Annotated in this window: 22 protein-coding genes and 3 pseudogenes; 13 read left to right on the top strand and 12 right to left on the bottom strand. The window is 44.1% G+C overall.

Annotated elements, in window-relative coordinates; genetic code table 11:
• The 3 genes and pseudogenes from E2K52_RS07565 to E2K52_RS15265 form a co-directional block, all read right to left on the bottom strand.
• A pseudogene (locus E2K52_RS07565) lies at nucleotides 1-307 on the bottom strand (Fe/S-dependent 2-methylisocitrate dehydratase AcnD); the annotation flags it as partial.
• A gap of 314 nt (nucleotides 308-621) precedes the next feature.
• On the bottom strand, nucleotides 622-999 hold the full coding sequence (locus E2K52_RS07560) for a transposase family protein (RefSeq protein WP_264765938.1): 378 nt from the start codon (nucleotides 997-999) through the stop codon (nucleotides 622-624).
• A gap of 40 nt (nucleotides 1,000-1,039) precedes the next feature.
• Nucleotides 1,040-1,435 carry a transposase family protein gene (locus tag E2K52_RS15265; protein ID WP_201798513.1) on the bottom strand — a complete coding sequence of 132 codons (396 nt, stop codon included), beginning with the start codon at nucleotides 1,433-1,435 and terminating at the stop codon, nucleotides 1,040-1,042.
• Nucleotides 1,436-2,246: 811 nt separating this feature from the next.
• Between E2K52_RS15265 and E2K52_RS07550 the strand changes: the two genes are divergently transcribed.
• Nucleotides 2,247-2,972, top strand: a complete 726-nt coding sequence (locus tag E2K52_RS07550) for a YgfZ/GcvT domain-containing protein (protein WP_151204524.1) — start codon at nucleotides 2,247-2,249, stop codon at nucleotides 2,970-2,972.
• 316 nt (nucleotides 2,973-3,288) lie between these two features.
• A complete protein-coding gene (locus E2K52_RS07545) occupies nucleotides 3,289-4,089 on the top strand; it encodes a tetratricopeptide repeat protein (protein WP_151204523.1) in 801 nt (266 codons plus the stop codon).
• Nucleotides 4,090-4,164: 75 nt separating this feature from the next.
• On the opposite strand, the gene E2K52_RS07540 is transcribed toward E2K52_RS07545, so the two are convergent.
• Together E2K52_RS07540 and E2K52_RS07535 are read right to left on the bottom strand one after the other, a co-directional pair.
• Entirely contained in the window at nucleotides 4,165-5,091 is a 927-nt protein-coding gene (locus tag E2K52_RS07540) for an AEC family transporter (protein ID WP_151204522.1), read from the bottom strand.
• 59 nt (nucleotides 5,092-5,150) lie between these two features.
• The gene (locus tag E2K52_RS07535; RefSeq protein WP_151204521.1) at nucleotides 5,151-6,260 is read right to left on the bottom strand and encodes an NADH:flavin oxidoreductase/NADH oxidase; all 1,110 of its coding nucleotides are present in this window, start codon (nucleotides 6,258-6,260) and stop codon (nucleotides 5,151-5,153) included.
• Between the two features lie 404 nt (nucleotides 6,261-6,664).
• On the opposite strand from E2K52_RS07535, the gene mutM reads away from it, so the two are divergent.
• Together mutM and E2K52_RS07525 are read left to right on the top strand one after the other, a co-directional pair.
• Nucleotides 6,665-7,519, top strand: coding sequence for a bifunctional DNA-formamidopyrimidine glycosylase/DNA-(apurinic or apyrimidinic site) lyase (gene mutM, locus E2K52_RS07530; protein ID WP_151204520.1), 855 nt, complete (start codon nucleotides 6,665-6,667; stop codon nucleotides 7,517-7,519).
• A complete protein-coding gene (locus E2K52_RS07525; RefSeq protein WP_151204519.1) occupies nucleotides 7,516-7,800 on the top strand; it encodes a peptidylprolyl isomerase in 285 nt (94 codons plus the stop codon). The genes mutM and E2K52_RS07525 overlap by 4 nt, the downstream gene beginning before the upstream one ends.
• Before the next feature lie 114 nt (nucleotides 7,801-7,914).
• Here E2K52_RS07525 and mscL read toward each other — a convergent pair whose 3' ends face one another.
• Together mscL and typA are read right to left on the bottom strand one after the other, a co-directional pair.
• Entirely contained in the window at nucleotides 7,915-8,352 is a 438-nt protein-coding gene (gene mscL / locus E2K52_RS07520) for a large conductance mechanosensitive channel protein MscL (RefSeq protein WP_151204518.1), read from the bottom strand.
• 178 nt (nucleotides 8,353-8,530) lie between these two features.
• Nucleotides 8,531-10,366: a translational GTPase TypA gene (gene typA, locus E2K52_RS07515; RefSeq protein ID WP_151204517.1), complete on the bottom strand. Its 1,836-nt coding sequence runs from the start codon at nucleotides 10,364-10,366 to the stop codon at nucleotides 8,531-8,533.
• 172 nt (nucleotides 10,367-10,538) lie between these two features.
• On the opposite strand from typA, the gene E2K52_RS07510 reads away from it, so the two are divergent.
• The 3 genes from E2K52_RS07510 (at nucleotide 10,539) to E2K52_RS07500 (ending at nucleotide 14,476) form a co-directional block, all read left to right on the top strand.
• Complete coding sequence (locus tag E2K52_RS07510) at nucleotides 10,539-11,909, top strand: uracil-xanthine permease family protein (RefSeq protein ID WP_151204516.1); 1,371 nt, start codon at nucleotides 10,539-10,541, stop codon at nucleotides 11,907-11,909.
• A gap of 66 nt (nucleotides 11,910-11,975) precedes the next feature.
• Complete coding sequence (locus E2K52_RS07505; RefSeq protein WP_151204515.1) at nucleotides 11,976-13,010, top strand: methyltransferase; 1,035 nt, start codon at nucleotides 11,976-11,978, stop codon at nucleotides 13,008-13,010.
• Nucleotides 13,010-14,476 (top strand): amino acid permease, encoded by a 1,467-nt coding sequence (locus E2K52_RS07500; protein WP_151204514.1) that lies wholly within the window; start codon nucleotides 13,010-13,012, stop codon nucleotides 14,474-14,476. The genes E2K52_RS07505 and E2K52_RS07500 overlap by 1 nt, the downstream gene beginning before the upstream one ends.
• Nucleotides 14,477-14,531: 55 nt before the next feature.
• Here the strand turns inward: E2K52_RS07500 and E2K52_RS07495 are convergent, their stop codons facing one another.
• Together E2K52_RS07495 and omp38 are read right to left on the bottom strand one after the other, a co-directional pair.
• Nucleotides 14,532-15,065, bottom strand: a complete 534-nt coding sequence (locus E2K52_RS07495; RefSeq protein ID WP_151204513.1) for a peptidase C39 — start codon at nucleotides 15,063-15,065, stop codon at nucleotides 14,532-14,534.
• Nucleotides 15,066-15,164: 99 nt separating this feature from the next.
• A complete protein-coding gene (gene omp38 / locus E2K52_RS07490) occupies nucleotides 15,165-16,232 on the bottom strand; it encodes an outer membrane protein Omp38 (RefSeq protein ID WP_151204512.1) in 1,068 nt (355 codons plus the stop codon).
• Nucleotides 16,233-16,594: 362 nt separating this feature from the next.
• Here omp38 and E2K52_RS07485 point away from each other — a divergent pair, with 362 nt between their 5' ends.
• The 3 genes and pseudogenes from E2K52_RS07485 (at nucleotide 16,595) to E2K52_RS07475 (ending at nucleotide 19,008) form a co-directional block, all read left to right on the top strand.
• Nucleotides 16,595-17,116, top strand: coding sequence for a GspH/FimT family protein (locus E2K52_RS07485; protein ID WP_151204511.1), 522 nt, complete (start codon nucleotides 16,595-16,597; stop codon nucleotides 17,114-17,116).
• Nucleotides 17,117-17,228: 112 nt separating this feature from the next.
• The gene (locus E2K52_RS07480; protein WP_151204510.1) at nucleotides 17,229-18,404 is read left to right on the top strand and encodes a thiolase family protein; all 1,176 of its coding nucleotides are present in this window, start codon (nucleotides 17,229-17,231) and stop codon (nucleotides 18,402-18,404) included.
• 154 nt (nucleotides 18,405-18,558) lie between these two features.
• Nucleotides 18,559-19,008 (top strand): annotated as a pseudogene (locus tag E2K52_RS07475) (VOC family protein).
• A 47-nt stretch (nucleotides 19,009-19,055) separates the two neighbouring features.
• Here E2K52_RS07475 and E2K52_RS07470 read toward each other — a convergent pair.
• The 3 genes from E2K52_RS07470 to E2K52_RS07460 form a co-directional block, all read right to left on the bottom strand.
• Nucleotides 19,056-19,541: a DUF934 domain-containing protein gene (locus E2K52_RS07470; RefSeq protein WP_151204509.1), complete on the bottom strand. Its 486-nt coding sequence runs from the start codon at nucleotides 19,539-19,541 to the stop codon at nucleotides 19,056-19,058.
• Nucleotides 19,534-21,177 carry a nitrite/sulfite reductase gene (locus E2K52_RS07465; RefSeq protein ID WP_151204508.1) on the bottom strand — a complete coding sequence of 548 codons (1,644 nt, stop codon included), beginning with the start codon at nucleotides 21,175-21,177 and terminating at the stop codon, nucleotides 19,534-19,536. The genes E2K52_RS07470 and E2K52_RS07465 overlap by 8 nt, the downstream gene beginning before the upstream one ends.
• 224 nt (nucleotides 21,178-21,401) lie before the next feature.
• A complete protein-coding gene (locus E2K52_RS07460; protein WP_151204507.1) occupies nucleotides 21,402-22,526 on the bottom strand; it encodes a CaiB/BaiF CoA transferase family protein in 1,125 nt (374 codons plus the stop codon).
• A gap of 212 nt (nucleotides 22,527-22,738) precedes the next feature.
• Here E2K52_RS07460 and E2K52_RS07455 point away from each other — a divergent pair, with 212 nt between their 5' ends.
• The 3 genes and pseudogenes from E2K52_RS07455 to E2K52_RS07445 all read left to right on the top strand — a co-directional run.
• Nucleotides 22,739-23,749, top strand: a complete 1,011-nt coding sequence (locus tag E2K52_RS07455; protein WP_151204506.1) for an AraC family transcriptional regulator — start codon at nucleotides 22,739-22,741, stop codon at nucleotides 23,747-23,749.
• Between the two features lie 224 nt (nucleotides 23,750-23,973).
• Nucleotides 23,974-25,179, top strand: a complete 1,206-nt coding sequence (locus E2K52_RS07450) for an acetyl-CoA C-acetyltransferase (protein ID WP_151204505.1) — start codon at nucleotides 23,974-23,976, stop codon at nucleotides 25,177-25,179.
• 298 nt (nucleotides 25,180-25,477) lie between these two features.
• Nucleotides 25,478-25,798, top strand: a pseudogene (locus tag E2K52_RS07445) (enoyl-CoA hydratase/isomerase family protein); the annotation flags it as partial.
• Between the last annotated feature and the right edge of the window lie 157 nt (nucleotides 25,799-25,955).

Genomic DNA, 25,955 nt, shown 5'->3' with positions numbered 1-25,955 from the left:
CGCCCTGCTCGGCAATGGCATCGCGCAAACCGGCAAGGTCAACCAGTGCAGTTTGACCGAGAATGTCATGACAGACCACGCGGGCGGGATACCAAGGGAAATCGTGATCCTGTTTACGGTAAATCAGTTCTTTTAATGACTGTTCAAGAATTGCGGGATCACAGCGGCGCACCAGCTGCTCGGCCAGTACTTTGGAGGTATAGGGAAGTTTGGCATAGGCGCCTGGCTGGATATCTTCCACAGCCTGGCGCACGTCATAATATTCCAGCGGGGTGCCTTGCAGCGGTTTACGATATTTTTTGTTCATAGCTTACCTGCCTCTTGCATCATTTTTTCCTACATCATTGTTGTTAAGAATGACCATCGCTTAAGTGGCATAGTACACTGCCGAAAAGCCACTTCCCAAATCACTTATATTTCATATACTTAGTTGCCAAAATCCGCATTTCAGCAACATTTTGTTATATATTTTTTAGAATACCTGCTCTAAATGTTCTTTTTTTAAGCAGTTTTAGCGTTTCCTTCCTATTCTTTAGTATGAGATGGATTTGTTGAAATAAAAATTAATTGAATTCTATATATTTAAATAAACCTTTTAAATCATTAGATTTCTTTCATAAGTCATTTTTTACTCAGCTCCAAGTTATAGATTCCCGCAATTAAATTGAATCTTAATCCCAGTCTTTTGCCTCGATTGCGATATCGCTCAGCAAGAATTTTGAAGGTTTTCAAACTGCCAAATACATGCTCAATTCCAATTCTTCTTTTATTGATTTGCTGATTATAGATTTTTAGTTCGGAATCCAGTTTACAGCGCTTCTTTGCTTTTAATGGCAATAAGCTATTTGGATACACTGTATAAATTACCTGATAACCCTTATCCGCAAGGATAAATGCACCTGCAGGAATCTGATTCAAGTTACGTTTGAAGAGTTCGAAATCATGTACGGCACCACGACTCGTACATAAACTCAGGATTTTTTGAGTTTGATAATGAATGATGGCCTGTACTTTGAAGGTGTGGGTCTTTTTCTTGCCGCTATAGCTTTTCTTCTATTTTTTTAGGCCTTTGGATTGGAATTTCTGTGGCATCTACAATTACCACATTCCAATCGATGCCTTCGCCCTCGGGTAAATCTTTGGGTAAATTAAAGAGATTGGAGCGAATCAGGCAGTCTTCAACATGACGGACAATTCTTGAGGCTGTGGACTCTGAAACCCCGTAGCTCGTCGCAACGTGAAATAAGGTTCGGTATTCCCGCCAATAGCTTAGACAGAGCAGAACCTGGTCTTCCAGGCTTAACTTGGGCGGTCTGCCTTTGGCAGGGACATGTTTCTTCAATTGCTCAACCATTAAATCAAAGGTTGACCATGAGATGCCGGTGTATCGCTTGAACTGGGTTTCAGAAAGCTTCTTTGAATCGATGTATTCCATCCACAGATTATGCATGAATATTGAAAATTCTTCGGTACAAATAAGCAGCAAAAAGTAGATCGTTTTTTGATTTATGAAAGAGATCTATTATAAAATCGATGTTTTTGTATTTATCGTAGTATTTCCAGCCTTCAAAAAATGAAAATGGCGAACTGGCGGCTTCGGGCCGTATAGTTATTCTGTGGCAAGATAAAACCACGCTCATACTTCCAGTGAAAAAATTCTAGTGTTCAAAAAATTCAATACGTTTGTGCAGATACCACCAATACATCAACCAAGACCACCTCAAATGGTTGTATCGGATAGAAGATTATGCCGACCTGAATAATCCTAACTCCTAGGGATTAGCCAAGCACACATCTCGAGCCGGCGTTCGTGATGTCTTGGGCCTAATCCTCAAAGAATGGTCCAATAAACTATTGCAGCCTGTTCACAATGTCGGACCAGAAACTGAAAAAAATGATTTCGATCAGCTTAAGTTTCTTCCTGTCACGACAACTGCCTACGATGGTTTAACCATTGATCAACTACCTCATACTTTCTGTTTTGCATCTTTTAGATCATGAAGCTCGGGGCATGATGGAAATTATGCGGATCTGCGGTGACATATTTGACTATAACCGCAAACTGCCCTCACATCCTATAAGCTTGCCTATGACCGCAGATCCCAGGCCCAACCGTATTTATTAATGAGCAGTTTTACAAGTTTTATTCAGCCGAGAGCAATATAGGCTTTTTGTTTGCCTATCTACCCTGTATGTTGCAAAATATCAGGATTAATGATTTGTGAAACTATACCCAGAGGCTAAACATGGCAACATCTACTGCTTTTATACTCTTCACTCTAAATGGTGTAGATGCGCAAAAATTCCTTCAGGGTCAAGTGACTTTAAATACTGAAGCATTAGCTGAAAACCAGACGCGTTATACTGCCATCTGTGGCTTAAAAGGGCGTATTCAGTTTGGGTTGTGGCTAAAGAAAATCAATTCAGAAAGCTTTGAAATTGTCACCACCCAAGACCAAGCCGAAGAATTTGCCAAACATATTAAAAAATTCGGGGCTTTTTCAAAAATGAAACTGGAAGAAGTCGGCACGGTTTATCCGACTTTACACGGTGAGCATACTGAATTTTCCCCAGCCGAAGCTGATATTGCCCTGTGGAAACAGCAAGCTATTCGAGCCGGACAAGCTTGGATTGAAGCAGATATTGCCGGAGAGTTTCAGCCGCAGGAATTGCGTCTGCATCAGCGTGAAGGGGTGAATTACGACAAAGGGTGCTATTTAGGTCAGGAAGTGGTGGCACGCCTGTGGTTTAAAGCCAAACCAAAAGCCTGGTTGCATCTCATTCAAGGTACAGGCCCTGCGCCTGCACAAGCTGAACAGTTAAATCGAGGTGTTCAGGTGGTCAACAGTACCGCATGTGAAAATGGCTATATTGCACTGGTGGTTGCCCGCCCTGAAGCTTTGACTGAACTGGATGTCACGGTTTTAGATTTACCCGAAAGCTTAAGTGGCGATGTGGCACGTCCGCAGTAAGTGCTTTTGTTTTAAAATTCATCTAAAAAGCCAAGCTCCTAGGCTTGGCTTTTTAGCTTCCGATTTTCGTTTAATCTTGCTTTTTGACTGTGTATTCAGGGAATATCTGCATACTTTAAAAATAAAACTGATGCATAATTGATGCTAAAAATACAGATTAATGCCTAATTTTAAATTATTTGCTATTCAAACAACTGTTTTTTATTTCGTGACAAATTCCTTATTTACAAAGTCCAAAATCCTTTTATGATGGAAGAACAATGATTAGAACCACACCATGGAATCAGGTGTAAAAAATATTAAGGTTATAGGAACCATGAAGAAAAAGTTAGTACTCGCTGCAATTCTTGCAGTTTCTGCACAATTCACGCTGGCCAATACTGCTGCTGTTCCAGTTGATCCACAATTTACTAAAATTGAAGAAATGGTTAAAGCCAATAATTTTAAGGGCGCCTATGAGGCCTTAAACAAGCTGGCGAGTCAGGGAAATGCTCAGGCCATCTATAACTTAGGCTATTTAACACAATCTGGCCAAGGGACTGTCAAAGACGAGAAAAAGGCCGTTCAGCTGTATCAACAGGCTGCCAGCAAAGGCTATCCGGTTGCGAACTATGTCCTTGGAAAAAACTATGCTGCTGGCACTTTAGGCTTAAAACAGGATCTGACCAAAGCCAAACAGCATTTAGAAAAAGCATCAGCTGCAAATTTTGATGATGCGACCATTGATCTGGCTGTGCTGCTGTTTGCAGAAGGTAAACCCGCCTCTGACAAAAGTGCCCTGCAAAAATTACAGCCTCTGCTGAATAAAGGCAATTTGCAGGCAATTCATGCCAAAGCACTATATGACATCAGTCTGGGCTTTAAAAATAAAGATGAAAAGCCGGTTCAGCAAGGGCTGAGCAGCATTCAGGATCTGGCTAAAAAAGGCTATATCCCTGCCCTGATGGCAGTGGCCAACATGTTTGCCAATGGCAGCATCGTGCCGCAAAACCTGCCTGAAGCGAAAAAAATCTTTGCGGCACTGGCAAAGGAAAATATTCCACAAGCCAAAGAGTCCTTGGCCACAGTGGATAAAATGATTGCGGAACAGAAAAAAGTACCGGCGAAAAAAAGTTAAGCCCTTTTTCTTCAGTTCTGAAAAAAGCTCCAACAGGAGCTTTTTTGATGCGGACGTTTTCTTGAATATCAGCTTTTAACTCCACCATAAGGTAATCAGTCCACTGGCGACAATAAAACCTGCAATAGTACTCATCAATAAGGGAGTTAAAGTCCGTTCCTTTAAACCATAAGCCTGCCCCAACATGCCATACAAGGTGGGCATCGGCAGGGCTGCAATTAAAGTCCCAGCATAGATCATTTCCTGACTTAAGCTGGTCAGCTGGCTGAGCCCCAGATACATCAGTAAAGGCATCAGGATATTGCCGGAAAACACCAGATAACAACTTTCTACATTTACATATTTCAGACTGGTACCCACAATTCCGCCGCCAATCACAAAGAGTGCCAGCGGTGAAGCGGTTTGTCCTATCATGGCAAAAACCTGATCAAGATAAACCGGCACCCGGATCTCGAATACGGCACAGCTGATGCCCAGTATGACTCCGACAAATAAGGGGTTTTTAAAAAGCGGCAAGATGGTACTTTTAAAAATACCACCCAGATTGGATTGCTGCTGACTACCCATTGCCGCCAATACCAGTACCATAGGAAGCAGCAGCATGCTTTCAATAATAACGACCAGAGAAGTATAGGTCAGGGCCTGTGGTCCGACCAGCAAGGTCAGCATAGCCGTCCCGATCAGCCCGGTATTGGACATGGCTGAACCCAGAGACAAAATCGCACTATGTGAAAAACTATTCTGGAAATGACAACGCATTATCCAGAAACCTGTCGCATACAGCACTAAAGTAACCGTGCTATAGACCATAAAGTATTCAAAATACCAGATTTCATGCAGGTCTTTAGAAGACAGAACTTGAAAGAACAGCAAGGGCAAAGCCACTTTAATAACAAAAGCGCCGACTGTATCAACCTGTTCTTTTTTTAAGATTTGACATTTCACACTGAGGTAGCCCAACCCCACCAAGAGAAAGATGGGTACAATGACCGAAAAGATCATATGAAAAAACCTGTTGCAAATGAAGCATGATTATAGGCCCTGGTACGGGGAAACAGGCTTTAAAAAGGCTTAAATAAACCATTTAGCCCATGAGGTGCAGAACGTAAATATTGGGGTGAAATTTTAATTTCCTGTTTCAATTCGGCAGCTGCATGCCAAGGCCAGTGTGGATCATATAAAATGGCCCGGGCAATCGCGATGGCATCGGCCTGATCCTTCTGTAAAATCTCCTCAGCCTGTTCAGCATCAGTAATCAGCCCCACAGTAATCACCGGAATCTGGACTTGGGGCTTAATTGCTGCTGCAAAAGGCACCTGATAACTTGGTTTTATATCGATTTTTTGCGCTATATGCAGGCCTGCGCTGGATACATGAATATAAGCAGCTCCCAGAGCTTCCAGGGCTTTAGATAGTTCAATAGAGGCATTAATATCCCAGCTTGGCTTTTCTTCAATCCAGTCTGTTGCTGAAATACGCACACCCACCGGATAGCCTTCTGGAACAACTGCTTTCATCGCCTGGAACACTTCCAGAGTCAAACGCATACGATTTTCCAATGAACCACCATATTGATCTGTACGCTGATTCGACAGCGGAGACAAAAATTGATGCAATAAATAACCATGCGCAGCATGTAACTCAACCAGATCAAATCCAGCATCTACGGCACGTTTGGCACTGTGTGCAAAGTCAGAAATAACCTGCTGGATTTCTAGCTCACTCAGTGCTTTGGGAGGATGCTCATCTGCCTGAAAAGGAATACTACTGGCAGATACGGTTTGCCAGCCATGCGGTTCATCGGGCTTGAACTGCCCTCGACCTGACCAGGGTTTGTCAGTAGAGGCTTTACGGCCGGCATGCGCCAGCTGAATACCAAATGGCATAGGCGAGATGGATTTGACTTTGGTCAGTAACGGCTTGATCTGGTCCGCCTGCCGATCATTCCATAATCCCAGATCGGCATAGCTGATCCGACCTTCAGGCTGCACAGCAGTCGCTTCTACAATACATAGCCCCGCACCGGAAAGTGCATAACTCGCCCACTGCTGTTCATGCCAATAAGTAATTTCACCCTGATCCGTTGCAGAATATTGACACATGGGTGCAATGACAATTTTATTGCTGAGTCCTAATACACCGAACTGGAGAGGCTGAAATAATAATGTCATGGGTTCTTCCTTTTTATTCATTTTCAATCAGGGTCAGGCAAAACTGATAAACAGGCCATTGAGACCTGTTTATTTATAACGTGAATGCTGCTTTTTTAAAAGATGATACGGCAACTGAGTTCCAGGACCGGCATATCATCCATATTATTTGTAGCACCTGGATTCACCAGCTCGTGCAGGTTCGAAGCTGATATCCGCCCGGGTATTGCATGAATTTTAAATTCCAGTCTTTTGTATTTATCCTTTCTGATTAAAAAGTATAAATACCTATTCAAACATCGCACTATTTTAAAATGCACTAAGTCGGCAATGATCGGTCATTTTTCTCACTCCCCAACGTGATTCACTTGCAATCCCTTTCAAATCACCCAATATTAATACCATTCTCCTGTTGCTGATGTGTTATGCCTGAATTACCAGAAGTTGAAACCACCAAAACCAGTTTATTACCCTTAGTTGAGCAAAAAGTGCTACGTGTCGAAGTACGACAGCCAAGCCTACGCTGGCCGATTCCAAATGATCTGGCCAAATTGCAAGGTCAGCGTCTGATCGGACTAAACCGTCGTTCCAAATATATTCTGGCTGAGTTTGAACACGACAGTATGCTCTGGCATCTGGGCATGTCAGGCAGTTTTCGCCTTTGTGAACCACATGAAGAATTACGTAAACATGACCATTTAATTATCCAGTTTGAAGATTTTGAATTACGTTATCACGACCCCCGCCGTTTTGGCTGTATTTTGTGGCTAGATGAGTATTCACAAACAAAGTTGATTGATACTCTAGGTCCTGAACCTTTAAGTGAAGCATTTGATGCTGCATATTTAGCGCAAAAATTAAAAAATAAAAACACTGCGATTAAAGTTGCCATCATGGATAACCATGTCGTGGTAGGCGTTGGCAATATCTATGCAACCGAGAGCCTGTTTAATCTTGGCATTCATCCGGCCCAGCCCGCCAAAGACCTAAGCCCTGATCAAGTTGAAAAACTGGTCATTGAAATCAAGCGCATTCTGAAGCAGGCGATTGAGCTGGGTGGCTCGACGCTCAAAGACTATACCAATGCCATGGGTGAAAACGGTTATTTCCAGCAGACCTTGCTGGCCTATGGCCGTGCCGGTGAGATGTGTGTCAACTGTGAAACCTCCCTTGAAAATCTCAAACTGGGACAGCGTGCATCGGTATTCTGTCCACAATGCCAGCCGTTAAAAACAGTTAAGCTAGCTGCGAAGCCAGTGATGCAGGGGAATAAAACATGAAGTCCGCTATCGTCCGTCATATTCTGGTTAAAGATAAAGACACTGCCGAGCAACTGAAAAAGAAAATTAAAGGCGGTGCAGACTTTGCCAAAATTGCCAAACAACATTCCACTTGCCCATCCGGAAAAAAAGGCGGTGAACTCGGTGATGTAAAAAAAGGCCAACTGGTTGGGCCAATAGATAAGGCCGTGTTCAGTTTGCCAGAACGCGAATTACATGGCCCAATCAAAAGTCAGTTCGGCTGGCACTTGCTGGAAATTAAATTCCGGATGGATTTTTAAGCCCAGCTTCTTCCTCCTACTGGTGGCAGAGAAAGAGCTTTTGAGTGATAAAAATGAGCATTTGCATAAAAAAACGGCGCCCCACGCGCCGTTTTTTATATAGGCCCCAAGCTCTTAAGCTTCAGGACGCTTTTTCAACTCATCCCGAATTTCACGCAGTAATGCAATATCTTCCGGGGTTGCTGCAGGTGCTGGCTCCGCCTCTTGCTTACGGCGCATTTTGTTCATCACTTTAACCAGCCAGAACACCACCCAAGCCAATAAAATGAAATTAATCAGAATCGTCAAGAAGTTACCATAGGCAAAGATATTTAAACCAGCTTCTTTTGCAGCTGCCAGATTAGTAATGTTATTTGGATTATCGCCCAGTACCAGGAACCAGTTTGAATAATCAACATCTCCACCTAGAATCCAGCTGATAAAAGGCATAATTAAATCAGCAACCGCAGAATCAATAATTTTACCGAAAGCGCCACCAATGATTACACCAACCGCCAGGTCCATCACATTGCCTTTAACAGCAAATTCCTTAAATTCCTGAAGAATACTCATAACTTATTTCAACCTACTCTTATCAAGTTTTGTCATGAATTATACATGAGGCAGGACTTTTGATTTTTATTTAATTTACTGGGTTTTGGTAAATTACGCTTGGATGCTATCCAAAAATAAAAAAACCGTAATCTCCAGGAAGATTACGGTTCATTTAACCTGATAAATCGTCTAAAGATTATTTATCACGATTACGTTTACGTTCGTTTTCAGTCAGGTAACGCTTACGAATGCGGATTGACTTCGGTGTTACTTCAACCAGTTCGTCATCTTCAATGAATTCAAGCGCTTGCTCAAGTGTAAATTCGATAGCTGGCGTCAGCGTCAAGGCTTCGTCAGTACCCGATGCACGTACGTTCGTTAACTGTTTTGCTTTGGTCGGGTTAACTGTCATATCGTCAGAACGAGAGTTAATACCAATGATCATACCTTCATAAACTTCTAATTGCGGTTTAGCAAATAGACGGCCACGATCTTGTAGGGTGAATAATGCATAGCCCAAGCAAGTGCCTTGAACCATAGAAATCAGCACACCATTTTGACGTTTCGCAACAGTACCTGCTTTCGCCGGACCATAATGCGAGAAGCTTGAAGTCATGATACCTGTACCAGAAGTCATGGTCATGAATTCAGAACGGAAACCAATCAAGCCACGTGAAGGGATCGTTGCTTCAATACGGATACGGCCTTTACCGTCAACTTCCATATTGGTCAACTCGCCTTTACGGTGACCCATTTGTTCCATTACAGCACCTTGGTGCTGATCTTCGACGTCGAAAGTCACGTTTTCGTACGGTTCTTGCATTTCACCGTCGATTTCTTTCATGATTACTTGCGGACGAGATACACCCATCTCGAAGCCTTCACGACGCATGTTTTCGATCAACACAGAAAGATGCAGCTCACCACGACCAGACACTTTAAAACGGTCCGGACTGTCAGTATCTTCAACACGTAATGCGACGTTATGAATCAATTCGCGGTCTAGACGTTCACGGATATTACGTGAAGTAACGAATTTACCTTCTTTACCAGCAAATGGTGAGTTATTGACCTGGAAGGTCATCGACACTGTAGGTTCGTCTACAGAAAGCGGAGGAAGTGCCTCAACAGCTTTCGGATCACAAATCGTGTCAGAAATATTTAATGCATCGATACCTGTGACACAAACGATATCACCCGCAGATGCTGACTCAACATCCACACGATCTAAACCATGATAACCCATGATTTTCAGGATACGGCCGTTACGCGTCTTACCTTCTTTATCAATAACAGTAACTGGCGTATTTAATTTGATCGAACCGCGTTGGATACGACCAACACCGATAACACCTACGAAACTGTTATAGTCCAGTGAAGAGACTTGCATCTGGAACGGACCATCAACGTCAACCGCTGGTGGTTCAACGATGTCTACAATCGTTTGGAACAACGGAGTCATGTCTTCAGCCAATTCATCTGGAGCAGGACCCGCTACACCACGAAGACCTGAAGCATAAACAACCGGGAAGTCTAACTGTTCGTCAGAAGCACCAAGGTTATCGAACAAATCGAATACCTGGTCGATAACCCAGTCTGGACGTGCGCTTGGCTTGTCAACCTTGTTGATGATCACGATTGGCTTTAGACCGCTCGCAAAGGCTTTTGCTGTCACAAAACGTGTTTGCGGCATTGGACCTTCCTGAGAGTCAACCAGAAGCAGTACACAGTCAACCATCGACATTACACGTTCAACTTCACCACCGAAGTCGGCGTGTCCCGGGGTGTCCACAATGTTAATACGGTATTCAGTATCAGTACGTTTGTCTAACCATTTGATTGCAGTATTTTTTGCAAGAATAGTAATACCACGTTCACTTTCGATAGCACCCGAATCCATGACACGCTCAATCTCACCCGCGCGATCACCGAGAGCACCTGATTGTTGCAAAAGTTTGTCTACAAGAGTGGTTTTACCATGATCGACGTGCGCAATAATGGCGATGTTACGGAGAGTTTTAATATCTGACATGTAAATTCAATGCGTATGTAATTTGAGGGCAGATTATACAGAAAAATACTAATTTTTTATAGTGGCTGTTTATTTACAGGACTAATTTTTTTCTCCTTATGTCCCCATTTAGTTTGTAAAGGCGTGTAACTCGATTAGAATAGCGCCACTCAGCCTTAATTTTCTTTGACACATGTCTGATTTTAATCAATCTCCCCCTTCAAAAGATCAACTTGACCTGGTGTATGGTCTGGAAGATCGCCCTAAACCTTTTATTGCTTTTTTAGCCGCTTTCCAGCATCTCCTGGCAATTATTGTCCCGATTGTGACCCCCGGCCTACTCATCTGCCTGGCACTGGGTGTGTCGAAAGAAGATACCAATATGATTTTATCCATGTCATTGGTCATTTCGGGGATCGCTACATTTCTACAATCTAAAAAAGTTGGCCCATTTGGTGCCGGCCTGCTAATTGTGCAAGGAACCAGTTTTAATTTTATTGGTCCTATTATTGGGATTGGTTCTGCCATGGTGGCGGCGGGCACACCGGTCGAATCAGTAATGGCGGCTATTTTCGGTGTGGTCATTGCGGGTGCCTTCATTGAAATGGGCGTTTCACAAATTCTGCCCTGGATTAAAAAACTGATTACCCCGTTAGTCACTGGAATTGTGGTACTGCTGATTGGTTTGACCTTAATCAAAGAAGGTCTGATCAGTATGGGGGGCGGTTATCAGGCCATGAGCGATAAAACCTTTGCCAATGCTGACAACCTCATCATGTCATGCACCGTGCTGGCCCTGATTATTATCTTGAACCGGGCACGTATTACCTGGGTAAAAAGCTCTGCCATTCTCATTGCACTGGTGGCCGGCTATATTCTGGCAGGCTTCATGGGTCACTTGGATTTTTCCGGTCTCAAAGATGCCCCCCTGGTTCAAATTCCGACCCCAATGCACTTTGGTCTGGACTTCTCCTGGAGCCTGTTTATTCCCATGGCGTTTATCTACCTGGTAACCTCGCTAGAGGCGATTGGGGATATTACGGCAACTTCTAAGCTGTCAAACCAACCTGTCGATGGTCCAGAATGGATGAAACGTATTAAAGGCGGTGTTCTGGTCAATGGTGCCAACTCACTGCTTGCCGGTATTTTTAATACTTTCCCGAGTTCAGTCTTTGCGCAAAATAATGGCGTCATTCAACTGACTGGTGTGGCTAGCCGTTACGTTGGTATCTGGATTGCAGCCCTTCTGGTGATTCTGGGTTTATTGCCTGCTGTCGCTGGTGTTATTCAGGCTGTTCCACAAGCCGTATTAGGGGGCGCCGTGATGGTGATGTTCGGTGCTGTGGCTGCATCAGGGATCAATATTCTGTCTGGCGTCCATTTAGACCGTCGTGCCCTGCTGATCATTGCGATTTCTCTAGCACTTGGTCTGGGTGTTGCACAGGTACCGCAAATCCTGGAACATTTACCTGAACTATTCCGTAATATTTTTAGTTCTGGCGTAGCGACCGGTGGTATTGCCGCACTTATTTTAAATATTGTACTTCCAGAAACAAAGAAGTAATTGCATGTCCAGAAAACACTGTTTAAGCCCCACTTGGACAGTGTTTTTTCTATTGGAGAAAGATCTATGGATCCTAAAAGCGAAGTTTTATTAAGACAATACGATTATTTGTCAGGTCGGATTTTATTACTGAATGCACCGACCGATGAGCTTCTTGCTGAGTTTGGTGAGTCGATCCAGCCCTCAATCTGGACATGGAACTTTAATGATTACCAGTATTTTCAGGCACGGCAGGCAGAGGTCCATTTTGGCACTGAAATTCCTGCAGGAGAATTTGATCAAGCTGTTATCTTTGTTCCCAAATCCAAAGAATTACTCAATTATTTGATTCATAACCTGGCCGTACAGCTAAAACAGGGAAGCAGTATCTTTCTGGTGGGTGAAAAGAAAGGCGGCGTAGAGCGGGCAGCAAAGCAATTACAAGCCTATGGTAAAGCCATTAAACTAGATAGCGCGCGTCATTGCCAACTATGGCAATTAACCTTAGACTGCGCGGTCGAAGCGAAAACTTTGGCAGACTGGGCTCAGACCTATACAGTTCCGACTCCTAAAGGAGAGTTAACGGTGTGCGCCCTTCCAGGCGTGTTTAGCCAAAATCGCCTGGATGTAGGAACTGCGGTACTTCTTCCTTATCTGAATCAGGTTAGCTCAGGCAAGATTGCTGATTTTGGCTGTGGGGCCGGTGTGATGAGCGCCTATCTAGCCAAACTGAATCCAGAAAATCGGATTTTTGCACTGGATGTAGATGCTTTTGCATTAGCCTCTACACAAATGACCTTCGAGAAAAATCAGCTGAGTCCGCAGCAGCTTGAAATCAAAGCCATTTCGGGTATTGAAGATGCACCGCTATTTTTACATGCCATTGTCAGTAATCCTCCTTTTCACCAAGGGATCCAGACACACTATGATGCCAGCGAGAACCTGTGCAAGACTGCACGTCGCCACCTCAAGTCCGGTGGTGAATTATGGATTGTGGCGAACCGCTTCTTAAATTACCCAACTTTAATTGAGCAAAGTTTTGGTCAGTGTACGGTTAAAACGGATCAAAGCGGCTTTAAAGTGCTGTTTGCCAGCACTCAAAAAAACTTTAAGGAATCATGATGAGCGAAACTCAACACAGTCCACAGCTGCAGCGTAAGCTGAGTGCTCGTCATTTGAACATGATTGCCATCGGCGGTTCCATTGGTACCGGTTTGTTCCTGGCCTCAGGAGCAACTATTGCAAATGCCGGCCCTGGGGGTGCGCTCATGGCCTATGCCTTAATCGGCATCATGATTTACTTTCTGATGACCAGCTTAGGCGAACTTGCCACACACAACCCGACATCTGGTGCATTTTTCACCTACGGCACCAAATATGTAGAAGGCGGTTTTGGTTTTGCACTGGGCTGGAACTACTGGTACAACTGGGCAATTACTGTTGCGTTTGAACTGGTTGCAGTTCAGTTCATCATGAAATTCTGGTTTCCGGATATTCCCAGCTTCTATTGGAGCGCCATTTTCCTGGCTGTGGTCTTTGGAATTAATGCCTTGACCGTTAAAGGTTTTGGTGAATCTGAATTCCTCTTCTCGCTGGTTAAGGTTCTTGCCATTATCGTGTTCATCATCATTGGCATCTTCATGATTTTCAAAATTATGATGACGCCTGAGGTAAGCGTCTTTGGAAATTGGAGCAAGGGAGAAGCACCCTTTGTAGGGGGATTATCGGCCCTTATTGGTGTGGCGATGATTGCCGGATTCTCTTTTCAGGGGACTGAAATGGTGGGAGTCGCAGCGGGAGAATCCAAAGATCCGAAAAAGACCATTCCAATTGCCATCAAACAGATTTTCTGGCGTATCTTGCTATTTTATATCGTCTGTATTTTTATTATCGGCACCTTGATTGCCTATGATGATCCACGTCTTTTACAGGCTGCTGCTACAGATAATATTGCGCTTTCACCCTTTACCCTTCTGTATGAGCAGGCCGGTTTTGCTTTTGCAGCCAGTGTGATGAATGCCGTGATTCTAACTGCAATTTTATCGGCAGGTAACTCTGGCATGTATTCCTCTACCCGCATGTTATTTGATATGGCACGTAAAGGCAGTGCACCAAAAATATTTGGCCTACTCGATGCTCGTGGTGTACCCATGAACGCGCTCTATGCCACCACAGCGATTGCCGCCTTATGTTTCTTGACGACTTTTATCGGTGAAGAACAAGTATTTAACTGGCTGTTAAATATGTCAGGCATGTGTGGCTTTATTGTCTGGCTAGGAATTGCGGTTTCGCATTACCGCTTCCGCAAAGGCTATATTGCACAAGGCTATAAACTGGATGAGCTGGCTTATCGTGCCAAGTTCTTCCCTTTCGCACCTTGGTTTGCATTTACGCTCTGTGCCATTGTGGTTCTCGGTCAAAATTATCAGGCAGTTCTGGAAGGAGAGTGGCTGGCCGTATTGTCAACTTATATCGGCATCCTGTTATTCCTGGTCATCTGGCTGGGCTATAAATGGAAATACAATACCAAGCTGATTTCCTATCAGGAGATGGATGTGCAACCCATGAAAGTTGATCGGAATGAATAATTTCTTGTGATTTAAAAAAGCAGCTTAAATAGCTGCTTTTTTTTACATTTTTAGATTAATTATGACGCATGACAAAATGACGGTCATCAATCACAATGACCTGCTGACAAATCCCCTCTACCCGGCGCTGCTGTTCAAACACCTCTTTGGACATTGGCTCAAAACTATCAAAGAAGCTGATTTCATTTGCATTAATGTCATAAATTAAAGAATGATTTCCCACACCCTCTAAAGTGTCATAAAACACAATAACAAAAGTGCCCTGCTCTACATAAGCTTGAATATCCGCATAAGCAAGAGGAAACTCGTGCACAGGAAGTTTGAGTTTTTCGGCTTTCTGATAAAAGTCGACTTCTATCGGTTGTTTATCGAGATCGGGTTCTGTATAGAAATTCACATCCAATCCGAGTGTACTTAAAGCCACTGCTAATGCAATACTCGAAGCTCCCATCTCATTATCATGGCAAGTCAATTGCACCAAGTCTGGAATATGTAAATCGATACCATAATGATGAAAGATCATCCAGATTGCAAAAATTCCGCTATTGGCCTCCAGCTTTTGCAAATCCTCAGGAATTTCCACACTCATGTCTTTACTCAATTCAATTTCAGAAAGACAAGTGTAGGCAAAAAATCAATATAAAAAAAGGCGGCTCATATGAGCCGCCTTTTAACATTCAATAATAAATTATTGAGCTGTTTGCTGTTCGCCTTCCACTAGTACAGTACGGCTACCAGTAATTGTCGCAAATACGCGACGGTTCATAGCACGACCTTCTTTAGTGTTGTTGTCAGCAATCGGTTGATCCCAAGCGAAACCTTGAGTAGACAAACGAGCTGCATCAACGTTGTATTCGTTTACAAGTGCAGACTTCACAGAGTTAGCACGAGCTAGAGATAAACGTTCGTTCAATGCACGTGGACCAGTGTTGTCAGTGTGACCTTCGATACGTGCAGTTGCGTTTGGATATTCAACCAGTTTCTCAGCAACTTTAGCGATTTCTGGCTTGTACTGGTCTTTGATGTTTGACTTGTTAGTATCAAAGAATACGCGAAGTTCCATGTTCAGGTCTTCAGTCAACTCTTGTGGAGCTGGAGCTACTGGAGCTACTGGCTCAACCGGAGCAACTTCTACAACTGGAGCAGCTGGTTTCAGACGGCCACCTAGAACTACGTTAAGACCAGCAAGCGCTGTATAGTTCCAGAATTTTTCGTCAAAGTGGTAAGTACCACGAGCTTCAGTACGTAGTGCCAATGCATCGTTGATGTGCCAGAACGCACCGATACCCGCGTTACCTAGAGTACCTTCTTCTTTAAAACCACGGCCAACACGACCTAATTCAGCTTCAGTAGCACCATCGAATTCATATTTGTAGTGACCAGCACCTAAAAGCATGTATGGCTTAACTTTGCTGTCGTAGTTACCAGTGAATACATCAGAAGTTGCATAGAAGTTACCTGCAATGTTCTGACCTTTGTATTCCGCACCAGGTAGATCTGTCATATCGCCTTTTACTTGGCTATATTCAGCTTCAAAACCTAACCATGGAGTTAATTCAACACCAAGTGCAGCACCCACAAATAAATCATCTTCCATTTGACCAGAAGTTGTCAGTTCACCATCATCACCACCGTTGTTGTGCTGGGTGTCTTGGAATGTGTAACCTAACATTAGTGGAGTAACAGTTACGCCTGCGTTTGCAGCAGCAAAAGGAGCTGCTACAAGCATTGCTAAAGCAATACGACTCATTTTCATGGATTTATCCTCCAGAGATAACAATTGTTGTTCAAGCTCAGGCCCTGATATTAGGCCACCCTGAGATAGGCTTTTTTACCCCAGTTTTATTTTTAAGCTATTCACATGGCATCATACAAACACTTTATTATTTTTCCAAGTGCTTGATTAATTTAATCAAGTAAATTATTGACAAAATTACTTACAATTTCCGTTGTAATTCGGTAATTTTTTACTCAATTTCACAGCGCAAATCACCTATTTTAAGTACCAATTTATTTTTTGACGGCTTATTTGAACTCTTTAAAAATATTCAATACAGCCTAAAAACGCATAATTAATAACATATTTCTTATAAAAAAATATATAATTCAGGTAACTCTATGTATATAAAAATAACAAGAGCATTTACGCTTGTGGAACTGATTATCTGTATTGCGCTGATTGCAATTATGGTGACAATCGCACTACCTTACGCTCATGGCTACTTTTCCAGACAAGAAGCCAAAGCTATTCCGGCTAAATTATTTTCCATAAATCGCTTTGCACGTAGCCAGGCAGCCGTACTGCACCAAAATGTAGTGATCTGTCCTAGTCAGGATGCCTTAACTTGTCATCCAACGCAATGGAATAAAAGCTTGATTGTATTTATAGATAGAAACAGGAGCCGTCAAGTAGATCCAGGCGAACATATTTTACATATTGATCAATTAAACCTTAAATACGGTAACTTAAGCTGGCGGGGTACTCTACGTACCCCCAGTATTACTTATCAATCTAATACAGGCTTACCGATTGGATCAAATGGCAGCTTTTATTACTGTTCTACTTATCAAGCCGCTCAGCAACGCATTATATTAAGCAAAATGGGGCATCTACGGATTGAACATCTGTCTAGCTGCTAAGGAAACCCTACAGTCTATATTTCGTGATGATTAAAGCTTTAATCCTGTTTTTTTTATCCTATACTGCTTGAGTTGGAAAAAAATTGATTAAAACACATACGGAGATATAACAATGACTGACATCGTAATTGTCAATGGTGCACGTACCGCAATGGGCGGTTTTCAAGGTAGCCTAGCCAGTGTTACTGCACCTGAACTCGGTGCGGTAGCCATTAAGGAAGCCATTGCACGTGCCGGCTTGCAGCCAGGCGATATTGAAGAAGTCATCATGGGTTGTGTACTCCCGGCTGGATTAAAACAGGGCCCTGCTCGTCAGGCTATGCGTCAAGCGGGTCTTCCTGATTCAACAGGTGCCGTCACCATTAACAAGCTGTGCGGTTCAGGCATGAAAGCTGTTATGCAGGCAGCCGATATGATTAAAGCCGGCTCTGCTGACATTGTGGTTGCAGGTGGTATGGAATCCATGACCAATGCACCGTATGTCTTGGCCAAAGCTCGTGGCGGCTTCCGTATGGGGCATGGCGAAATTAAAGACCATATGTTCCTAGACGGTCTGGAAGATGCTGAAACAGGTCGCCTGATGGGTTCTTTTGCTCAGGATATGGCCAATACAAAGGGCTATACACGTGAACAGATGGATGACTTTGCAATCCGTTCCTTGAAGCGCGCGCAGAACGCTGTCAATGCAGGCTACTTTAGTGATGAAATCGTACCCGTAACAGTGTCTACCCGTAAAGGCGATGTGGTGGTTGATAAAGATGAACAACCCTTTAATGCCAATATCGATAAAATTCCAACGCTCCGTCCTGCTTTTGCCAAAGACGGTACGATTACTGCAGCCAATGCCAGCTCGATTTCAGATGGCGCATCAGCTCTAGTAATCACCTCGGCTGACAATGCAGTAGCAAAAGATTTAAAGCCTTTAGCCAAAATTGTTGCCTATGCTTCCAATTCTCAGCATCCATCTGAGTTTACCATTGCGCCAGTCGGGGCAATTCAAAAAGTACTGGATAAAACTGGCTGGACCACTGAAGATGTAGATCTTTGGGAAATTAATGAAGCTTTTGCCATGGTCACTATGTGCCCAATGGATGAGTTCAAGCTGGATCCAGAAAAAGTCAACATCAACGGCGGTGCATGTGCACTTGGCCATCCGGTTGGTTCTACAGGCTCCCGTATTATCTTGACTTTGATTCATGCGCTAAAACGTACAGGTGGCAAGAAAGGCATTGCTGCACTCTGTATCGGTGGCGGTGAAGCAACTGCAGTGGCGATTGAATTACTTTAACCTCTGCCCCTACCCCATCCCTCTCCCATGGAGAGGGAGTTAAAAATCCTCCTAATCTGGAGGATTTTTTCGCTTACATTTTTAGTAGTTTTCCTTATGCAAGATGAGTCAAAGCCGCTTAGGTTTACAAGGCACAACAAAAAGGAGTCCTGTCATGCGACTCCATCACTATCCCAATTTTCAAGCTAATACCGGAGCAGCCTTTCGCTTCTACCGTTCCGTATTTGGCGGTGACTTTTCAACGCTGATCGTTATGGAGATATTTCTGCTGAAGAAGGGATGAACCTTTCTGATGGTGATAAAAATCTGATTCCGCATATTGCTGTACCTATGAATGAGGATACAGAATTGATGGCATCCGATACGAATGATAAATTTTGCGCGCAAACCAATACCGTGTTCACGCCAGGGAATAGTCACTACATTTCTATTCATCTGGAGGCAAATGAACAGGCTAAGGCCAAAGATGCTTGATGCATTATCGGCAGGGTGAAATGAAATGCTGCTGGAAAAAACCTTCTGGAGTGCGCTCTATGGCGCCTTTAGCGATCAGTTTGGAATTCACTGGATGATCAATTGTCAACTTGAAGCTATATATAAATAGCTAAATCAAAAAAGCCTCCGTGTGGAGGCTTTTTAAGTCAGTACTGATTAAGCACCTGTTTGATAGCGCGCTTCTGATACTGCAGTGGAGGCCTGATATGGGTTAGTAAAATCACCTAAGCCAGCAGCTGCTTCCTGAATATCCTTACCTTCTTTAATCACGAAAGTATCAAAACCAGAACGCTTCATGTAGTTCAAGACATCTTTGAACACATCACCAGTCGCACGCAGCTCGCCCTGGAAACCTTGACGGCGCAGCAATGCAGCAAATGAATAACCACGGCCATCATTGAAACCTGCAAACTCAATAAAAATAGCATCAAGTTGGTCAAGCGGAAATTCATGGGTTTCAGGCGAAGCATCAACCGTTAGGTACAATGCTTTTTTACCAGAAACATTGGCAATCTGGTCTAACTGTTCGACAGTCAGCACCACATCACCCTGTGGCAATGCACCATCTTCACCAATGAGTCGATATGTGTTGTCGGCAATCGTGCCATCTTTAGAGAGCACAGGTAGTGCGGTATTAAGCATATGCACGCTCCTTGAATGGTTTGATGCCGATACGGCGATACGTATCAATAAACTCCTCGCCTTCTTGACGTAAATCCAGATAGGTATTCAGAATTTCTTCTACAATATCCGGTACGACGTCGGCAGCGAATGATGGCCCCAAGATGTCACCGATCGAAGCATCGTGGTCTGCATTTCCACCAAGCGTAATCTGGTAGAACTCAGCACCTTTTTTGTCGACCCCTAAAATACCGATATTACCCACATGGTGATGACCACAGGCATTCATACAGCCTGAGATATTCAGATCGAGTTTACCCAAGTTATAAATGGTATCTAAATCATCAAAACGGCGTGAAATCGCTTCAGAAATTGGAATCGATTTGGCATTCGCCAATGAACAGAAATCGCCACCTGGACAGCAGATAATGTCAGTCAAGAAACCGATATGCGCACGCGCCAAATTATGCTGATCCAGAGTCTGCCATAACTCGAACAGGTCTTTTTGCGGGACATCCACCAGTGCAATATTTTGCTCATGCGTGGTACGCAGTTCACCAAAGGTATACTTGTCTGCAAGATCTGCAATCAGCTGCATTTCTTCAGTCGAAACATCACCTGGCGCAATGCCCGCACGTTTCAGGGAAATCGTGACTATACGATAGCCGGTGACTTTGTGTGCATTGGTATTGATGTTGAACCATTGCTTGAACTTTGGATGTTGTGCAAACAGCTCAGTGAAGTCTTCATCTGCATAGTCTTGATAGTCAAATGGCGTGAAATTCTCATCCATTTTCGCCAAGGTGTCTGCATCAATTTTCAGGGTTTTCACTGTATGTGCAAATTCAGCTTCAACTTTCTCGGCAAATACTTGCGGTGTTAATGCTTTCACCAAAATCTTGATACGCGCTTTGTATTTATTGTCACGGCGACCATGCAGATTATACACGCGCAGGACAGCTTCAAGATAGGCTATTAAATCTTCACGTGGCAGGAAGTCACGAATAAAGCTGCCAATCACTGGCGTACGGCCCAAGCCACCGCCAACTTTAATTTTATAGCCGATTTCACCTGCTGCATTTTTTACGATATAGACTCCAATATCATGGAATGCAGTGGCTGCGCGGTCAATTTCTTCAAGTGCAGATACGGCAATCTTGAATTTACGTGGCAAAAAGGCGAATTCCGGATGGAAAGTTGACCACTGGCGGATCAGTTCACAGGTCGGACGCGGATCAGCAATTTCACCCGCCACCACACCGGCATACTGGTCCGTTGTAGTATTTCGGATACAGTTGCCTGACGTCTGAATCGCGTGCATTTGTACCGTCGCCAGTTCTGCCAGCATGTCTGGTACATTTTCCAGCGCTGGCCAGTTAAACTGGATATTCTGACGGGTGGTGATATGTGCATAGCCACGGTCATATTCTTGAGCCAGATCAGCCACTTTACGCAGCTGCTTAGAATTCATCAGGCCATACGGTACCGCGATACGCAGCATCGGTGCATAACGTTGGACATAAAGACCATTTTGGAGGCGGAGCGGACGGTATTCTTCTTCCGTCAATTTGCCCGCTAAATAACGTTCCGTCTGGTCACGGAACTGTGCAACACGTTCATTAATCAGTTGCTGATCGAAATCAGTATATAAATACATGGCGTACAGCTAGTAGTTTCTATTATATCGCTGGCAAGGATAGCGAGATTAAAACTATCAATAAAATGCTTTTTATACATATTTCATAGCGATTTTATTGATAAGCCTACCTTAGATTCAATGATATAAAGCTTTAGCGTCACTTCTGCTGTTTTTTTAGCTAAATGATTTATTTATGAGATCTTTAGCATTTATTTTCATAAAGGAGTTAACTTGGGTTTAAATTACCAGTTCTGCTTTTCTCCCAGAGCCTGACCGATAAAATCATAACGCATGGCTGAGCGCGAAAATTTGATTGGACAAGCCAGCTGGGCTTGGCTTTGTTCAGAATCATTCATTTTCAGAGGTACTTGTACGACCCATCCCCGTTGCTGCGCCAGTTCGGAGTGCAAGGCTTCCTCCAGTTTTAATACCGGCTCGACACACACATCCGCCTGAGCAAACAGCATTTGCCAGTGGGCTAAAGGCTGGGAGCGGATTTTGTCTTGAATGGCCTGCTTGACCTGAGCATGATCTTCAGGAGCAAAAGAGGTTCCTTTTTCCAAAATGATCGGCAGCTCCAGTAACTGTGCCAGCCCTTGCATGAACTGCGGTTCCAGACTGCCAATCGACAGATAACGTCCATCCTGCGTCTGATAATAGTCATACAATGTACCACCATTTAAATAGCCCGATTCGGCCTGCTGATGCTGGTTAGCTGCCAGACTGGCTGAAGCTGCCATATTATTTAAGGTCGCAGCGCAATCGGTCATGGAAATATCAATATATTGCCCCTGGCCACTGCTCTGCCGTTCAATCACGGCGGCCAGGATTGCAACCAGCGCATGCATGGAACCACCCGCAACATCGGCAATCTGGATACCCATTGCCGGTGGTCCACTTTCAATCCGGCCACTATGCCCGGCAATTCCTGATAGAGCCAGATAGTTAATATCATGTCCCGCCCGGTTTTTATAAGAGCCGGTCTGGCCATAACCGGTAATCGAGCAATAGATCAGACGAGGATTGAGAGCACTGAGACTTGGATAATCCAGGCCAAGCCGCTGCATCACGCCTGGACGAAATTGTTCAACTACAATGTCATAATCTGCAATTCTCATCCGGATCTGCTCAAGATGCTCCGGATTCTTCAAATCCAGTGCCACAGAATGCTTGTTTCGGTTCAGATAACTATGGGTAGTCGCTTGCCCATGTGCAAAAGGCGGCATCAAACGGACCAGATCAGGCCGGGTCGGTGATTCAATATGCACAACCTCTGCACCTAGATCTGCAAGATATAAAGTGGCAAACGGGCCTGGTAGTAATGTAGAAAAATCGAGGACTTTCAATCCTTTTAGCGCATAGGACATTGGAGTTTTTACTCTACTTATATTGCTTTTTGCCTTATCATAAAACATAAAAACCAGAAAACAATGTCATGTTCAGCCATTTACCTTGATAGTTTCGGCAATTTACCATGTAAGAAAATGGTAATTGCTTTCTTGTAAATTGCCATTGATTTATTATTTTTTGTCATTTAGGTCAAATATTAGTGAACATTAAAGAGACTGAAGGATTAAACATGAGTCGTGATACGATCAGCATCCATTTCGTCAATGCAGCTTTAGCTGGTGTTAAACGCCTCGGCATGGATGTCGATACTTTATTGTCTCACGTTGGGATTGAAGCAGAATTGCTGCATCAGCCCAAGGCCCGTATTTCGCCTGAACAATATACCCGTTTTATTAAAATGCTCTGGATGGTGACTCAAGATGAACACGTCGGCTTTGACAAACAGCCACGTCGTTTGGGTACTTTTGCGATCATGTGCCAGCTGATTATCCATGCCAAAACGCTGGGTGATGCACTGGAGCTTTCTTCTCAGTTCTATAAGCTCTTCGGTGATGACTGGTCCGTGACGCTGGAGCGTGACAAACACGAAGCCCGCCTGGTCCCTTTAATTCCCAACTCGATGGATCCGGATCACTTTATTACCGAAAGTATGCTGATGATCTGGCATGGCTTGGCTTCCTGGTTAATTGAGCGTCGCCTGCCACTGGAGCGTGTCCACTTCAGCTATCCGCGTCCGGCCCATGCCGATGAGTATGACGCCCTGTTTTTTGCCCCAGTGATGCAGTTCGATATGCCGCGTACTGAAATTACTTTTGCAGCCGACTATCTGGATTTGCCAATTCGCCAGAATGAAGAAACGCTAGAAGAATTCCTGAAAGCCGCTCCAGCACAACTGCTGGTGAAGTTCAAAAACACCAATTCACTGACTTCACGTATCCGTGATGTATTGAAGAGCCAGATTGGCGAAGAAATGCCCACCCTGAACGATGTAGCCTCCATGCTATATCTGTCTCCGCAAACCTTGCGCCGTCGTCTGGCAGCTGAAGGCAAGAGTTATCAGGGGGTAAAAGATGCGCTGCGTCGTGATGCTGCAATTCATCTCTTACTCAACCCGGATCTGACTCTTGAAGATGTCGCGCAGCAGGTCGGCTTTAGTGAAACCAGCACCTTCCACCGTGCTTTCAAGAAATGGACGGGTGTTACGCCAGGTCTGTATCGCCAGTTACATGGTTACCATTAACATCGGTTTAATAAACCTTTATTGTAAAAGCTAATCACCTGCTGGGTGATTAGCTAGCCAAGCCCAAGCTCCAGACTTGGGCTTTTTTTAGATCTATTTTTTCTGTCCATCCCTATTGACCAAACTGCTCAAATGATCTGGTTCGTTCTCGTCATTGCACTTCAAAATTTAATCATTACACTCGAAATATTAGAATAATTTTAGTAAAGCAAAAAGGATATTGTATGAGCGAGGCCTATATTATTGATGCCATTCGCACACCACGCGGAAAGGGAAAAAAAGACGGCGCATTGCATGAAGTCAAACCGATTAGCCTATTAACCACATTGTTAAATGAACTCCAGCAACGTCATCATCTGGATACTGCGCAGGTCGATGATATTGTTTTGGGCTGCGTGACACCAGTTGGGGATCAGGGTGCGGATATTGCCAAAACTGCTGCGATTGCGGCGGGCTGGGACAATGACGTGGCCGGTGTACAGATCAACCGTTTTTGTGCCTCGGGGCTGGAGGCTGTCAATCTGGCCGCACAGAAAGTCCGTTCTGGCTGGGAAGATCTGGTCGTTGCAGGTGGCGTTGAGTCTATGTCTCGTGTAGCGATGGGTTCAGATGGTGGGCCTTGGGCCTTGGACCCGGAAACCAATATGGCCTGTGATTTTATTCCGCAAGGGATCGGCGCTGACCTGATTGCCAGTATTGATGGCTATAGCCGTGCGGATGTGGATCAGTTTGCTGAGCAATCCCAGAAAAAGGCAGCAGCTGCACAGGCGCAGGGTTATTTCAATAAATCTATTATTCCTGTCAAAGATAAAGCCGGTGTCGTAATTCTGGAGCAAGACGAGTTTATTAAACCCAATACCACAGCAGAGGCGTTGAGCACACTCAACCCTAGTTTTGCCATGATGGGACAGATGGGCTTTGATGCCATCGCCCTACAAAAATATCCGGAAGTAGGCAGTATCCAGCACGTGCATCATGCCGGCAACTCTTCCGGAATTGTAGATGGTGCCGCTGTGGTGCTAGTGGCTTCTGAACAGGCCGTTCAACAGCACAATCTTAAACCCCGTGCCAAAATACTGGCAACTGCACTGGTGGGGGCTGATCCGACCATTATGCTAACTGGCCCTGCTCCGGCTGCGCGCAAAGCCTTGGCCAAAGCCGGACTGACAGTGGATGACATTGATCTATTTGAAGTCAATGAAGCTTTTGCTGCCGTTGTGCTGCGTTTTATCCATGAAATGAAGGTTGATCCTGCCAAAGTCAATGTGAATGGTGGTGCGATTGCTATGGGACATCCCCTAGGGGCGACTGGTGCAATGATTTTGGGCACCTTGTTGGATGAACTGGAACGTCAGGGCAAAAAACGTGGTCTGGCCACCTTATGTGTTGGCGGCGGCATGGGCATCGCCACCATTATTGAACTGGTTTAATTTAAATACCCGAAGGCATTTAAGGCCCGTTAACGTCATAGGCACGCTACCGATCATCATATGAGTCCTGTGTCTGCGGGCTAGTCAGCTAAATGACACAATTAAACAGGTGGTGTGTATGACCAGGGCTTCACCTACTTTTGCCAAATGAGAAGTGCATTTTGTATTAGTAGCCTGAACTTTAGGGTTAGACCCAGAATTCAGATGAATTTGGATCGCCTCCACAATCATGGAAGTTTCTAAACTTGAGTAAGGACAATAATTCTAAATTCATCAATTATTATTTGGATAAAAATGTATGAGCGCAATTCAATATCAAAAAACTGCAGATAATATTGTCATTTTAACCCTTGATTCTCCGAATCAGTCTGCCAATACCATGAATGCCGACTTTCGTCAGGCCCTAGATGAAACCGTTGCCCAGCTCCAGACAGATGAGCATATTAGCGGGATTATTTTTCGATCCGCCAAAAAAACTTTTTTTGCTGGCGGTGACCTGGATGAACTCATTCAGGCCACTCCTGAACAGGCCACTGATTTTTTCCATATGATTTAATTAATTAAATCCAAACTTCTTTCTCTCGAAACGCTCGTCATTCCTGTGGAGATCGTCCTCTCCCCCTTCTTCACTCCATTCACCGCTCATTAGCTCGTATTCCTGCGTCTGCTTTCCAAAAAAAAAAAACACAAACACAAACACAACAGAGCAACCTTTATATGTAACACTCATCTAACCAATGATTCACACTGATTGACACAATACAGCACATTCCCGC

It is taken from the genome of Acinetobacter sp. RF14B, assembly GCF_006864105.1.
Classification (GTDB): Bacteria; Pseudomonadota; Gammaproteobacteria; order Pseudomonadales; family Moraxellaceae; genus Acinetobacter; species Acinetobacter lwoffii_C.
The sequence above is the reverse complement of the archived record's forward strand: the minus strand, read 5'-3'. Positions and strand labels throughout refer to the sequence as shown.